Source organism: Chryseobacterium sp. FR054 (assembly GCF_056844565.1).
Map to the genome: position 1 here is coordinate 113,395 of NZ_JBXDSA010000007.1, position 13,261 is coordinate 126,655.

Genomic DNA, 13,261 nt, shown 5'->3' on the forward strand with positions numbered 1-13,261 from the left:
AAACTAAAGATATGAAATTCGGACAAGTAGAAGATCCTTCAAAAATAGATTTCACATTACCCAAAGACCACCCGAGAACCAAAGATATTTTAAGCCGCAATACCAACGGACTGGATACGGTTTCCGTGGGATGTGCCAAGTGGAATAAAACCGATCTGAAAGGATTTTATCCCAAAGGGACTAAAGATGAACTGACGTATTACGCCACTCAGTTCAACTCTATTGAACTGAATGCTACATTCTACGGAATGCCTACCCCGGAGCAGGTACAGACCTGGAAAGAAAAAACTCCCGAAAATTTTAAATTTTTCCCAAAAATCACCAATACTGTCTCTCATTTCAGAAGACTGATTGATGTAACTGAACCGGTAACCCATTTTGCCCAGGCCGTTATGAATTTCGATGAAAAACTGGGAATGGCATTTCTTCAGCTACATGATAATTTTAAACCGAAAGATTATGACAGGCTGGAAAAGTTCGTAAAAGACTGGCCGAAAGAAGTTCCTCTGGCTATTGAGCTCCGCAATACCGAATGGTTTACCGATGAAGAGATCTTAAATACCACCTGCGAGCTTTTTGAAGCCCACAACATCACCAACATCATTGTAGATACCGCAGGAAGAAGAGATATGCTCCATATGCGCCTGACGACTCCGAACGCTTTCATCCGCTATGTGGGAGCCAATGCCGAAAGTGATTATAACCGGCTGGATGACTGGATGGAACACTTAACCCGGTGGAAAAAAGAGGGTCTTCAGAACCTGTATTTTTTCGTTCATCAGAATGTGGAAAAAGCCTCCCCTCTGCTGTCTGCTTACTTCATCAAAAAAATGAATGAAGCCTGGAAAACAGATCTGCATATTCCCCATATGGCCGCTGAAGGTACGGGTACACTTTTTTAATAAATAAAATTTACATCAGAAAACAATCTTATAAAAATAAAATATCCCAAAAACACCTATTTATATTAAAAAAATTAGTATTTTAGGGTATACCGATGTTCCCCATAGAACGGAGTATATTTTAAAATACGAAATGTCATGGAAAAAAAAATTTGCACCATCAGCATTGCCAGCAATTGGCTGGGCGATGAATACACTTTCTACGAAGATCATAAAATAAAAAGGGTTTTTGATAATCACAGTTTGAGTTCAAACCAGACCGAGTGGCTGGAAGCCCGGCAGATCAGCAAGCAGAATAAAGATAAACTGATCAGGAGCTGTCCTGAAGAACACAAGGAACAGGTTATGCTTATTCTGGACTATCCCTGATTCTATATGAGTAATAAAGTAATGAGCAACAGGCAATAGGTAATAGATAGCTGATATATATTACTTATTGCTTATTTTTTCTTAGCAGAAGCACCAGATTCAGGAACAGGAGAAGAAAATCCAGGGTAACCCAGATTCCCAGTTTTGCATTTTCATAATTATAGGCATCTACCTGCTTTTTGGCCATATCGGAAAGTTTCACACTCTGATTGATGTAATTCTGTACTTCCACGATCTGATCCATGTTTTTGTTGGGAACGGAATGTTGGGAAAAATACACCATATTTTTTTTGCCCAGATATCCTATGATCCAGTATTCATCAGACTTATCCATTTTCAGGTATTCGATCCTGTAATATTCCGGACGGATTTTTCCGATGTGTTTGGGGAGCAGTTCCCCGTTGACACCATGATCTACACTGATGAGATAAAAATCCAGTGTCTGAGGAAGTTTATTGATAACCTGCAGTCCTACGGAATTATCTACAAACCCTACTGCACTTTTCTTGATAAACCAATACGTAAAAACGGAAATAGAGGAAACTACCGTAAGAACACGGAAGAGTTTTGCCCATTTTGCCATCCTTCCCGATTTTATTTTAAACAAAACCAGGGAAAGCACACAAGCCCAAAAGATCACAAAAATGATAAATTCCATACTGCAAAGATACAGATTTCGCCTGAGTCTGGTAAAAGAGAAGATAAAGACCGGATAAAAGGAAGCTTATGAAGTCTGAAACAAAGAAAATTCAGTAATCATACTTATACCGTTGGAACATTATAGTACGACGGATAATAACAGCGGTACCTTCCTTCTTCCGGCCTTGATCTAAAATATTATATTAGTCAACATTCCATTCTTTATAGAACTGATCCAGAAATGTCTGCATAAAATCATGTCTTTCCTGAGCCAGTTCTTTACCTTTTTCTGTATTCATCATATCTTTTAAAAGCAGTAATTTTTCATAGAAATGATTGATGGTGGTTCCGTTCGATTTTTTGTACTGATCTTTGGTCATTTCCAGATTGGGTTTAATTTCCGGATCATATATCGGATTGTTCTTATAGCCTCCGAAGTTGAATGTTCTCCCGATCCCGATGGCTCCAATGGCATCAATACGGTCTGCATCCTGAACTATTTTAAGCTCAACGGGAGGATTTGCAGGAATTTCGGCCCTGTTTTTAAACGAAATATTTTTAATAATAAATAGAACCTGTTCTATCACGTCTTCAGGAACCTGCTGTTCTTCTAAAAATGCTCTCGAAATTTTCGGGGCAATAGTTTCATCTCCGTTATGAAATTTAGGATCTGCAATATCGTGCAGTAATGCAGACAGCTCTACAACATCCCGGTTGCAGTTCTCTGCTTCCGCTATTTTTTTTGAAAGTTTCCATACTCTTTCGATGTGATACCAATCATGCCCGGCTTCCGCTCCTTCCAGTTTTTCTTTTACAAATGCTACGGTGTTTTCAATTACGCTTTTCATGAGTTTCTTAATTCGTTTAAAATAATACTCCAGAGTTTCTGATTATAGCTTCTGAAAAAATTAACATGTCCGATTTCTTTTTTATCAGATTCGGAGACCTTTATCAGTCGGTAAGTAGGCTTAAGATTGGGATAGGTATCGTTTAAAAGGCTCAGAACACCTTTTTCCGTGAGCCACGCATCATCTTCAGCCCGGATCACGAATGTTTTCTGGGTTAATTTTTTAGAATGATCATCAGTTTTCTCCAGCAGTCTGTTTGTTGATTTCCTGTTTAAAATTAAGGTTCTCCAGTCAAATGCGCAATTTTTCGGAAGACTTTCTCCCAAACCGAACCAATGGGCTGGAAAATACCCAAGCAATCCGGTGGTTACAGGCTGTGCAATCCCAAACCCGAGGTAGGCTTCAATTTTCGTTTTTCCTTTCAGATTTCCGACAAAGGCATTTTGCGTTCCTACAAAAACCAGTTCATCAAACATCACTGAATCTTCGTTCATTCCGAGGATCAGTGCCCCTACCGAATGGCCGAGACAATATTTTGTATAGTCAGGGTATTCGGTTTTTATATATTGTGTTATTGTTTTATAGTCTACTGAACCCCATATTCTCATGGAAGCTTCGAAACCTTTCATTTCGGCAGGCTTGGAAAGACCTATTCCTCTGTAATCATAGGTAATCACCGTAAATCCATGTTCAGCAAAATACCGGGCAAAAGAAAAATATACCTGCTGCTTCACTCCCGTTGCCGAATTGATAAGAAGAAGGTTTCCGTTACTTTTTCCGGGCCGGAAAAGGTGTGCAGTAAGGCGTATGTGATCTTTTGTGGTAAGTGAAAGTTTTTCCATAGACTAAAAAGAAAAAATCCACTATAAAAGTGGAAATTTTAGCGGTTATTTTATATAAAATATCAGATTTTCGATATGTGGCAAATAGCTTTACAGGAAATCCGACATTCTCGGCAACCCTGTCTGGGAACCTTTCCCTCTGGAAACCCTCGAAGAAACTTCATTTCCGAACTTCACGCATTCTTCAATAGAATTCCCGTGACACAGAGCGATAGCAAATCCTGAAGTAAAGGCATCTCCCATTCCCATTTTGTATACGGTCTCGTCTTTATCATTACGGTAATACTTCATTTCCGTGCCGTCAAAATAGATTGTGGAATTTGTATCGTCTCTTACAAAAACTTTGTTGAAATACTTTTTAAGCACTTCCTCTCTCTGTTCTTCACCGAAAAGAATGTACAGTTCATTGCTTTTAGCCACAATGAAATCCACATTTTCAATAAGCTCATTACTGATCTTCATTGCCGGAGAAGCATAAAGACCAACTTTTTTACCATATTTTTTGGCTTTTCTTACCGTATATTCCACCGCTTCCATAGCTACTTCCAGCTGTACCAAAACAAGGTCTGCCGTATGAAAATAGCGGTCTGCTTCTTCTATATGTTCTATGCTCAGACACTTGTTGGCCGCAGGAACCACCACAATAGCAGCATTTCCGTTACAGGTTGTCACGTAGGCTGTTCCTGTTGCTTCACGGTCTGTTTCATGAACAAAACCTACGTTTACACTCTCACTTACCAGATTTCTCATGATCTGCTGTCCTAAAGGATCCATTCCCACGCAGCCTACAAAATACACACTGGCTCCGAGCCTTGCCGTTCCTACTGCCTGGTTGGCTCCTTTGCCTCCGAAATAGCTGTCTGAATTGACGGCGAGAACCGTTTCATTCGGCTGGGGAAGTTTTTCAGTTTCTAAAACCAGATCAATGGATGAGCTGCCTACAACAATAATTTTGGGTTGTTCAGATGAGAATTTCATTGGTGTTTTTTCATTAATTTAATAAAAATTTTTTCCGGAAATATGGTCTCAAAAATAGCTAATTTAATTAACTTATTTCAATAAATTCTGTAATTATCTTGACCGGTTTTCCAGCTTTGTCATACGCAATATAGCTGGCGTAAAAACCTTCTCCGTATCCTGTTTCAAAAGCAAAGATAGTGCCCGGATGCTGTTCGGCAGGTTTCAGGAATGCATACTGATCTATGGCTCCCTTTTCATCAAAAAAATGTTCATGGAAGAATTCTTCATAGATCCCCATGAAATCTGCACCTTTGCTGTGATAGAGTCTTTTTTCAAGGTCGTTAAGACTGTTCTGGGTATCTGCATCCATAAAGCATCCCATCCCGCTTTCCACGGGATAGCCGAAGACTTCCTCTTCTGTAAGATCCTTAACGTCCTGTCCGGATGTTACACCCATTTTCCAGTCGGCAACTGTTTCTTTACTGAAAATAATTTCCGCATAGGCTACACAGTTACTTTCCCTTTCTTTATGCAGCAGAACAGAGAAGTTTCCTTTGGGAAATCCGGTAGAAAAAGGCAGCATATCATTGGTGATCAGAGGATCACAGGCTATCAGTTTACCGCTGGAAAGGTAGATCTTTCCCACTTCAAAGCTTTCAAGCAGAGGACTTTCTACAAACTCCTTCGAGAAAAGCTTTTTTATATTTTCTATGTGTGTCATTTTTAATTCTTCTTTTTAAATTGTCAGGCTGAACACGTTTTGTGCCCAGCCTGACATTTTGATAAAGCTATGGTGTAAGTTACAAACTTTTCAGTTTCTCTTCCAAAATAGCTATTTTATCCTGAGCATCTTTCTGCTTCTTACGTTCTCCTTCCACTACTTCGGGCTTGGCATTGGCCACGAACTTTTCATTGGAAAGTTTCTTTTCCACAGAGATCAGGAATCCTTTCAGATATTTCAGTTCTTCTTCTGTCTTTGTTTTTTCTTCCCCTAAATCCAGGCTTTCGCTTAAAGGAATAGAAATTTCAGTAGCACCTACCAGGAAGGTAAAGCTTGGTTTATCTGTTTTGGTTCCGAAATGAATCTCAGAAACATTGGCCAGTTTCCTGATCACGGCTTCGTTCGCAAATTCTGATGCATTGGTATAGATTTCAGCCGCTTCTCTTGGAGAAATTCCTTTGGTCTGGCGGTAATTTCTAACTCCCGAGATCAGTTCTTCTGCCGTTTCAAACTTTCGGATCACTTCTTCACTGTATTCCCCTGCTTTTTTCTGCTGGGCAATAATTAGTGCGTCTTCCGTAGTCCTTTCTGCGATGATCTGCCATAATTCCTCTGTTAAGAAAGGCATGAACGGATGTAAAAGTTTCATCAGGTCTTCAAAGAATGCAATGGTTTTGTCATATACTTCTTTGGAAAGACTTTCTCCATAATTCGGTTTAACCGCTTCAAGGTATGAACCGCAAAAATCATCCCAGATCAGTTTATAAATCAGATGCAGTGCATCAGAAATTCTGAATTTCTCAAACTGGTCATCAATTTCAGCAATGGTTTTATTCAGTTTGTTTCCAAACCATTCTATGGCCTGATTATCTGCTGTATTGGCTGGCTTATCTTCTTTATTCAGATTATTGATCAGACGGAAAGCATTCCAGATCTTTGTCATAAAGTTTCTTCCCTGAATCATCAGATCTTCATCAAAAAGAAGGTCGTTTCCGGCTGCGGAACTCAATAAAATTCCTACACGAACTCCATCTGCCCCATATTTGTCAATCAATTCGATAGGATCCGGAGAGTTACCTAAAGATTTAGACATCTTTCTTCTCTGCTTATCCCTTACGATTCCTGTGAAATATACATTTTTGAAAGGAACTTCTTTTCTGTACTCCAGTCCTGCCATGATCATTCTGGCTACCCAGAAGAAAATAATATCCGGACCTGTTACAAGATCAGAGGTCGGGTAGTAATAATTGATGTCCTTATTTTCCGGATCAAGCAGCCCGTCGAATACAGACATCGGCCACAACCATGAGGAGAACCAGGTATCGAGTGCATCGTCATCCTGTTTAAGGTTTACCATAGACAATCCGGCATTCCCGGTTTTCTTTCTGGCCAGCTCCAGAGCTTCTTCTCTGGTTTCAGCCACTACAAAATCTTCATCTCCCGTTCCATAGTAATATGCAGGAATCTGCTGTCCCCACCAAAGCTGGCGGGAAATGTTCCAGTCGCGGATGTTTTCCATCCAGTGCCTGTATGTATTTTTGAACTTTTCAGGATAGAACTTTACCTCATCATCCATCACCACATCCAATGCCGGTTTGGCAATTTCAGACATTTTCAGGAACCATTGTACGGAAACTTTAGGTTCTATAACGGCTCCTGTTCTTTCGGATGTTCCTACTTTATTTACATAATCCTCGGCTTTCAGCAAAAGATCATTTTCCTGTAATTCTTTAGCAATCTGCTTTCTTACATCAAATCTGTTCTGACCTGCGTAATGAAGGCCGTATTCATTTAGGTTTCCGTCATCATCCAGCGCATCGATCATTTTCAGCTGGTGCTTCTGCCCGATTTCATAGTCGTTGGTATCGTGGGCAGGAGTAATTTTCAGCGCACCTGTTCCGAATTCAATATCCACATATTCATCTTCAATGATCGGGATCACTCGGTTAACGATCGGTACAATTACATTTTTACCTTTCAGGTGTGCGTATCTTTCATCATTCGGATTGATACAAACGGCAGTATCCCCGAAAATGGTTTCAGGACGTGTAGTAGCCACCGAAAGGAATTCTTCCGATCCTTCGATCTTATATTTAAGGAAATACAGTTTCCCGTTCTGCTCTTTAAAGATCACTTCTTCATCTGAGATGTTGGTCTTCGCTTCAGGGTCCCAGTTAATCATTCTGTATCCTCTATAAATCAGTCCTTTATTATAAAGATCTACAAAGCTTCTGATCACCTGTCGGGAAAGTTTGTCTTCCATTGTGAAACGGGTTCTGTCCCAGTCACATGAGCATCCCAGTTTTTTCAGCTGCTCCAGGATTGTCCCTCCGTATTTGTTGGTCCAGTCCCAGGCATGTTTTAAAAATTCTTCACGGGTAATATCAGACTTGCTGACCCCTTCAGACTTCAGTTTAGCAACAACTTTGGCTTCAGTAGCGATTGAAGCGTGATCTGTTCCCGGAATCCAGCAGGCATTGAAGCCCTGCATTCTTGCACGACGGACCAGAACATCCTGAATGGTATTGTTAAGCATATGCCCCATGTGCAAGATCCCCGTTACGTTTGGCGGAGGAATTACAACAGTATACGGCGGCCTGTCATTCGGTTCTGAATGGAAGTACTTGTTTTCCATCCAGTAATTGTACCACTTTTGTTCTGTTTCCTGTGGATTGTACTTTTCTGAAATCTGCATAAATTCTGTTTCTTTAATTTACAATTTGCAAAAATAGTCTAAAGAAAAAAAATTTTAAGTATGAATTAAAATAATTTTTAACTTTGTTTCTCAAAATTTATCTAACAAACATATTAACATTCAAGAATATGAAAAAATTAATTGCAGGAATTGCATTATTTGGAACATTTGCTTTGGCATCTGCACAGACAATTACGTTTGACAGAACTGTTTACGATTATGGTACTATCAAAACCAACGCTGACGGTACAAGATTCTTTACTGTAACGAATACTGGTGACAAGCCTCTGATCATTTCAAATGTAAAACCTTCTTGCGGATGTACGACTCCTGAGTTCAGCCAGGATCCGATTATGCCGGGAAAAACAGCTAAAATCAAAGTTGGATACAATACTTCGGCGAACGGACCTTTCAATAAAATGATCGAAGTTTTCTCTAACGACCCGGCTAACAGCAGAAGTGTAATCCACATTCAGGGTAATGTAGACCCCAATGCTCCTGAGCCTAAGCCATTAACAGCTGCTGAGCAAAAAGCTGCTGCAAAGGCAGAGAAAAAAGCTGCTAAACTTGCAAAAAAAGCTGCCGCAAAGTAATCTCTACTAAAAAAATAAGGAAACCGTCTTCACTGGAGACGGTTTTTTTATTACATTTATAGTACAACAGGCTTATTTAATCCTAATCTGTAAAAGTTCATAACCTTCTTTTAATCATTAATAATATATGGATACCAATTTCTCAGACGACTTCCTGGTAAACGGAAAATTTTCAATAAAAAAAGCTTCAACAGCCTATCAGGGAAAACTTACCAAAGACGAAGGCACACAAATGCTGATCAAAGAAAAAGAAAAGCTCCGTGAGCTTCAGGAAAAGCTATATGCTGACGGCAGCCAGTCTCTTCTGGTTGTTCTCCAGGCTATGGATGCCGCCGGTAAAGACAGCCTCATTGAACACGTTTTCGGAGGAGTGAATCCGCAGGGATGCAATGTAACCAGCTTCAAAACACCAAGTTCCAAAGAGTATTCCCATGATTTTTTGTGGAGACATTATCTGGCTCTCCCCCAGAAAGGAATGATCGGGATTTTCAACCGGTCGCATTATGAAAGTGTTCTGGTCTGTAAGGTACATCCTGAGTATAACCTCAGCGAAAAAACCTGGTCTTCGGTAAAAGATTTTGACGGTAAGTTCTGGGAAAACAGGTATGAAAGTATCCGGAATTTTGAAAAACATCTTTCCCAAAACGGAACAACGATCGTGAAGATATTCTTAAACGTTTCTAAAGACGAACAAAAGAAAAGACTCCTGGACAGAATTAACGAGCAGGAAAAGAACTGGAAATTTTCTACGGGAGATCTTCCCGAAAGAGCTTTATTCAGCCAGTATATGGAAGCTTATGAAACGGCTATCAATGAAACCTCAAAAGATCACGCTCCCTGGTATGTGCTTCCGGCAGACAATAAATGGTTTGCAAGAGTGGCCGCTATACAGATCATTATTGATACCCTGGAAAAAATGAATCTGAAATATCCCCAGCTGAATGAAAAAGAAAAAGCAGGACTGGAAGAAGCTAAAAAAACACTTGAAAGTGAATAATCCACAAATATAACATACTAATTCATAGTTAAATAAATTAGTTAAATTTTACATAAAAAAACCCTATTTAGTGAATAATATATTGTTCATGTCAGTTTTTTTTATAATTTTATCAAAAATTAAGAACACCAAATCTTATTAACTATTAACTATGAAAAAAATATTATTATCAGCAATCGCTGTAATATGTCTTGTTTCCTGTAACAATGAGAGTACCGCTGCGGATACCGTACAAAGTATGAAAACCCCGCAGATGGAAAACTTCGACAAAGCTTTCAGAAGCCTGGGAGATCCACAAAACCGCCCTACCGAAGAAGAGAAAAAAAGAAACACCTCTGAACTGAGTGACAGAAGAAAAGCGCTTCTGGTTCCGGCTTCCAAAGAACTGATCCTTTCCACCGGAGTAACTGAAACCGAACTGATGAGAAAAACAGGCGGCGATATGGGACAGATCATTGTGTGGGCTACCCAGATCTATATGAAGAAAAGTGACGAAATCCGTAAGAATATCAAATCTGAAAAATAGGTCATGAAAAAGCTTTTATCACTATCAGGAATTCTGTTTATTTCTTTGATGTACGCACAGAACGGACCTCTCATCATCATGAATCAGTCTGTGAATTATGATTACCGGGGAACTATTTTCGCCAATAATTTTGCAGGAGCAGGCTGCAACCCGGTTGTAGCGTCCTATGATCCTTCCATGATCCTGGTACCGGCCGGGAATACGGTACAATACAACAATTACCGGGACCAGTACCTTCCGGGATCTCCCAGTTCCGTGACTACCTGGTCTGTTCTTCTGGCCACAGGAGGAACCCCGAGTTTACGCCCCTGGAACCATCCCAGTCTGATACCGGGAGGAGTTATTTCCAACAATACCAAATGGTCTATGTCTAAGTTTCAGATGTTTCATGCAGGAACACTTACCCCAGAGACCTATTTTTATGGAAATATCGGTGATGCTGCCAATCCATGTGTAAGCAATACAGATTACATCAATGCACTTCCTATGGGAGATGCATCGTGGTTTACCGTCACATCCGGCGGAACGGTATATACTTACCTGCTCATCAACTAATCTCCGGTATATATGAAAAAAATATCATTGCTTTTATCAGTAACGGCAGGAGTTCTCGTTTCTGCCCAGAGTACCCCACTGGTCATCCATAATTACAGTCAGTCTGATGCGGTGGGCAGACTCAGCACGGCACCACCGGGTGGAGGTCCGGGAGCTTATATGTATGCTTCTCCTAATCCGCCTTACGGGAGCTATACCATTCCTGCAGGAGGTTTTACCCAATACAATTCTTTCAGTACTTCCGGAACAGTGCCTTTCCCTATCCTCAACTGGTACGTTTCAGATAATACCAATCCTGCCAACAATGGAACCTATGCCTATAATCACCCGTTTATTTCTACGGTGATGAATGCTGCCAATGAATGGGCAGGCTTTCATTTTGTACTTCATGATCCGGCAACAGGAAATACGGATGAATATAAACTGGGAGACCCTTCCATTTATCCGGGATTCAGTAATTCGATTACGGGTTCTTTTTCCGGTGCTGACTGGTTTACCATTACCACACCCAGCGGCCCCACCACTTATCTGGAGATCTATTAAAAGAACGACAGTTTAGCGGTCTATTTTATCAACAATCATATGGAAAGCCTGATTACCGGCCTTCCCAGGGATCATATTACCCATTTTAAAAATAATATAGAGCTTATTACAATAAAAAGAATTATGAAAAAGTATTTTTTACCGGCAGTATTTGCCACGTTAATGCTGATCTCGTGTAACAACGAAGGTAATGCTGTAAATACGGCAGAAAGCATGAAAACACCACAGATGGAAAGCTTCGACAAAGCTTTCAGAAGCCTGGGAGATCCTCAAAACAGGCCTACGGAAGAGGAGAAAAAGAGAAACACCTCGGAACTGAGCGACAGGAGAAAAGCGCTTCTCGTGCCGGCTTCCAAAGAACTGATCCTTTCCACCGGAGTAACTGAAGCCGAACTGATGAGAAAAACAGGCGGCGATATGGGACAGATCATTGTATGGGCTACCCAGATCTATATGAAAAAAAGTGATGAAATCCGAAAAAATTTAAAATCCGAAAAATAAAATATCATGAAAAAAGTTTTAGCTTTATTAAGTTTGGCTGCCTGTTCTTTGGGGTATGCACAGGGAGGAACTCTTATTCTTAACAACTATTCCAAATTTGACTTTTACGGATACATTATTGCCAATAACCCCGCAGGAAACTTCTATCCTAATGTATCGTCCGCAAATCCTGACATGGTAAGGGTTCCTTATGATTCTCATATGGGTAATGGAAAAGAGCTCAGATACGATAATTACAGGGACCAGTATCCTTCGTCGCTATATCCTATGGCCACATGGTCCGTAGCTTTAGCGAGCGGAAGTTCAAGCATTACCCCGAGACCGTGGAACCACCCTTCTTTAGCTCCGGGGCTTACGATTTCAAACAATACAAAATGGGCTACCACAAAGTTTGTTATGTATTATCCCGGAACAACGGATCTTGCTCCGGATAACTTCAACGGAGCCATAACCCTTTTCAATAATTGTTACAGTGCACCGAGCAGCTTTACCACCACCTCAGGAAACAGTGCAGAAATATTTACTGTAACCAGCGGAACAACTACAATAACCTATATTCAGATTTTCTGATGTTATCCGGATCTAAACAAAATATATCTTGATTATTATGAAAAAACATTTTTTATCGGCAGCATTTGCCGCTTTAACGCTGATTTCATGTAACAATGAAGGAAATGCCGTAAATACGGTGGAAAGCATGAAAACACCGCAGATGGAAAACTTCGACAAAGCTTTCAGAAGCCTGGGAGATCCACAGAACAGACCTACCGAAGAAGAGAAAAAGAGAAATACCTCGGAACTGAGCGACAGGAGAAAAGCGCTTCTCGTGCCGGCTTCCAAAGAACTGATCCTTTCCACCGGAGTAACTGAAACCGAACTGATGAGAAAAACAGGCGGTGACATGGGACAGATCATTGTATGGGCTACCCAGATCTATATGAAAAAAAGTGACGAAATCCGAAAAAATTTAAAATCCGAAAAATAAAATATCATGAAAAAAGTATTAGCCCTATTAGGTTTAGCTGCTTTTTCTTTGGGGTATGCACAGGGAGGAACCCTCATCATCAACAACTATTCCAAGTTTGATTTTTCCGGGTTTCTTATTGCCAATAACGCACTGGGAAACTGCTACCCTTATGTAACGTCTGAAAATCCCGACATGGTCTCCATTCCGGCTGATTCTCATATGGGAAATGGAAAAGCGCTTGTGTACAAAGATTACCAGAGTCAGTATAATACCTCTATGTATCCTATGACCAGATGGTCTGTGAGTACTTCAAGTACTTCCACTACATCACAGTTATGGAGCAGTATGCTGATAGCACCCGGAGGAGTGATCTCCAATAATACAAGATGGTCTGCTACAAAGTTTGTCATGTATTATCCCGGAACTACCAACCTTGCTCCGGATGGTTTCAGCGGTCCGATAGCCCTACCGAACAGCTGTTATAATGCACCAAGCAATTTTACGACCGCCTCGGGAAACAGTGCGGAAATATTTACCATAACCAGCGGAACAACTACGACCACTTACATTCAGCTTTTCTGACGCAGCAGAATCTTAAGCAAA

17 protein-coding genes are annotated in these 13,261 nt (G+C 40.4%); 11 read left to right on the forward strand and 6 right to left on the reverse strand.

Annotated elements, in window-relative coordinates; translation table 11 throughout:
* The first annotated feature begins 11 nt into the window (after positions 1–11).
* Both AC106S_RS22650 and AC106S_RS22655 read left to right on the forward strand, forming a co-directional pair.
* Positions 12–902: a DUF72 domain-containing protein gene (locus AC106S_RS22650; protein ID WP_482442132.1), complete on the forward strand. Its 891-nt coding sequence runs from the start codon at positions 12–14 to the stop codon at positions 900–902.
* A 138-nt stretch (positions 903–1,040) separates the two neighbouring features.
* Positions 1,041–1,271, forward strand: a complete 231-nt coding sequence (locus AC106S_RS22655) for a hypothetical protein (RefSeq protein WP_482442134.1) — start codon at positions 1,041–1,043, stop codon at positions 1,269–1,271.
* 64 nt (positions 1,272–1,335) lie between these two features.
* Here the strand turns inward: AC106S_RS22655 and AC106S_RS22660 are convergent, their stop codons facing one another.
* The 6 genes from AC106S_RS22660 to AC106S_RS22685 form a co-directional block, all read right to left on the reverse strand.
* Complete coding sequence (locus AC106S_RS22660) at positions 1,336–1,854, reverse strand: hypothetical protein (RefSeq protein WP_482442135.1); 519 nt, start codon at positions 1,852–1,854, stop codon at positions 1,336–1,338.
* A gap of 259 nt (positions 1,855–2,113) precedes the next feature.
* A complete protein-coding gene (locus tag AC106S_RS22665; RefSeq protein ID WP_482442136.1) occupies positions 2,114–2,758 on the reverse strand; it encodes an HD domain-containing protein in 645 nt (214 codons plus the stop codon).
* Complete coding sequence (locus tag AC106S_RS22670) at positions 2,755–3,600, reverse strand: alpha/beta hydrolase family protein (protein ID WP_482442137.1); 846 nt, start codon at positions 3,598–3,600, stop codon at positions 2,755–2,757. Before AC106S_RS22670 ends, AC106S_RS22665 begins: the two co-directional genes overlap by 4 nt.
* A gap of 90 nt (positions 3,601–3,690) precedes the next feature.
* Entirely contained in the window at positions 3,691–4,578 is an 888-nt protein-coding gene (locus AC106S_RS22675) for a ribokinase (protein WP_482442138.1), read from the reverse strand.
* A gap of 67 nt (positions 4,579–4,645) precedes the next feature.
* Positions 4,646–5,281 (reverse strand): DUF4241 domain-containing protein, encoded by a 636-nt coding sequence (locus AC106S_RS22680; protein WP_482442140.1) that lies wholly within the window; start codon positions 5,279–5,281, stop codon positions 4,646–4,648.
* 79 nt (positions 5,282–5,360) lie between these two features.
* A complete protein-coding gene (locus AC106S_RS22685; RefSeq protein ID WP_482442142.1) occupies positions 5,361–7,976 on the reverse strand; it encodes a valine--tRNA ligase in 2,616 nt (871 codons plus the stop codon).
* A 128-nt stretch (positions 7,977–8,104) separates the two neighbouring features.
* Here AC106S_RS22685 and AC106S_RS22690 point away from each other — a divergent pair, with 128 nt between their 5' ends.
* The 9 genes from AC106S_RS22690 (at position 8,105) to AC106S_RS22730 (ending at position 13,240) form a co-directional block, all read left to right on the forward strand.
* The gene (locus AC106S_RS22690) at positions 8,105–8,569 is read left to right on the forward strand and encodes a DUF1573 domain-containing protein (protein WP_482442143.1); all 465 of its coding nucleotides are present in this window, start codon (positions 8,105–8,107) and stop codon (positions 8,567–8,569) included.
* Between the two features lie 127 nt (positions 8,570–8,696).
* Positions 8,697–9,566 (forward strand): polyphosphate kinase 2 family protein, encoded by an 870-nt coding sequence (locus tag AC106S_RS22695; protein ID WP_482442145.1) that lies wholly within the window; start codon positions 8,697–8,699, stop codon positions 9,564–9,566.
* 151 nt (positions 9,567–9,717) lie between these two features.
* A complete protein-coding gene (locus AC106S_RS22700) occupies positions 9,718–10,092 on the forward strand; it encodes a hypothetical protein (RefSeq protein ID WP_482442146.1) in 375 nt (124 codons plus the stop codon).
* 3 nt (positions 10,093–10,095) lie between these two features.
* Positions 10,096–10,647: a hypothetical protein gene (locus AC106S_RS22705; RefSeq protein WP_482442148.1), complete on the forward strand. Its 552-nt coding sequence runs from the start codon at positions 10,096–10,098 to the stop codon at positions 10,645–10,647.
* 12 nt (positions 10,648–10,659) lie between these two features.
* Positions 10,660–11,190, forward strand: a complete 531-nt coding sequence (locus AC106S_RS22710) for a hypothetical protein (protein ID WP_482442149.1) — start codon at positions 10,660–10,662, stop codon at positions 11,188–11,190.
* 39 nt (positions 11,191–11,229) lie between these two features.
* Entirely contained in the window at positions 11,230–11,691 is a 462-nt protein-coding gene (locus AC106S_RS22715) for a hypothetical protein (protein WP_482442150.1), read from the forward strand.
* A 6-nt stretch (positions 11,692–11,697) separates the two neighbouring features.
* Positions 11,698–12,261 (forward strand): hypothetical protein, encoded by a 564-nt coding sequence (locus AC106S_RS22720; protein WP_482442151.1) that lies wholly within the window; start codon positions 11,698–11,700, stop codon positions 12,259–12,261.
* 37 nt (positions 12,262–12,298) lie between these two features.
* The gene (locus AC106S_RS22725) at positions 12,299–12,676 is read left to right on the forward strand and encodes a hypothetical protein (protein WP_482442153.1); all 378 of its coding nucleotides are present in this window, start codon (positions 12,299–12,301) and stop codon (positions 12,674–12,676) included.
* Positions 12,677–12,682: 6 nt separating this feature from the next.
* Positions 12,683–13,240, forward strand: coding sequence for a hypothetical protein (locus AC106S_RS22730; RefSeq protein ID WP_482442155.1), 558 nt, complete (start codon positions 12,683–12,685; stop codon positions 13,238–13,240).
* Positions 13,241–13,261 lie beyond the last annotated feature (21 nt).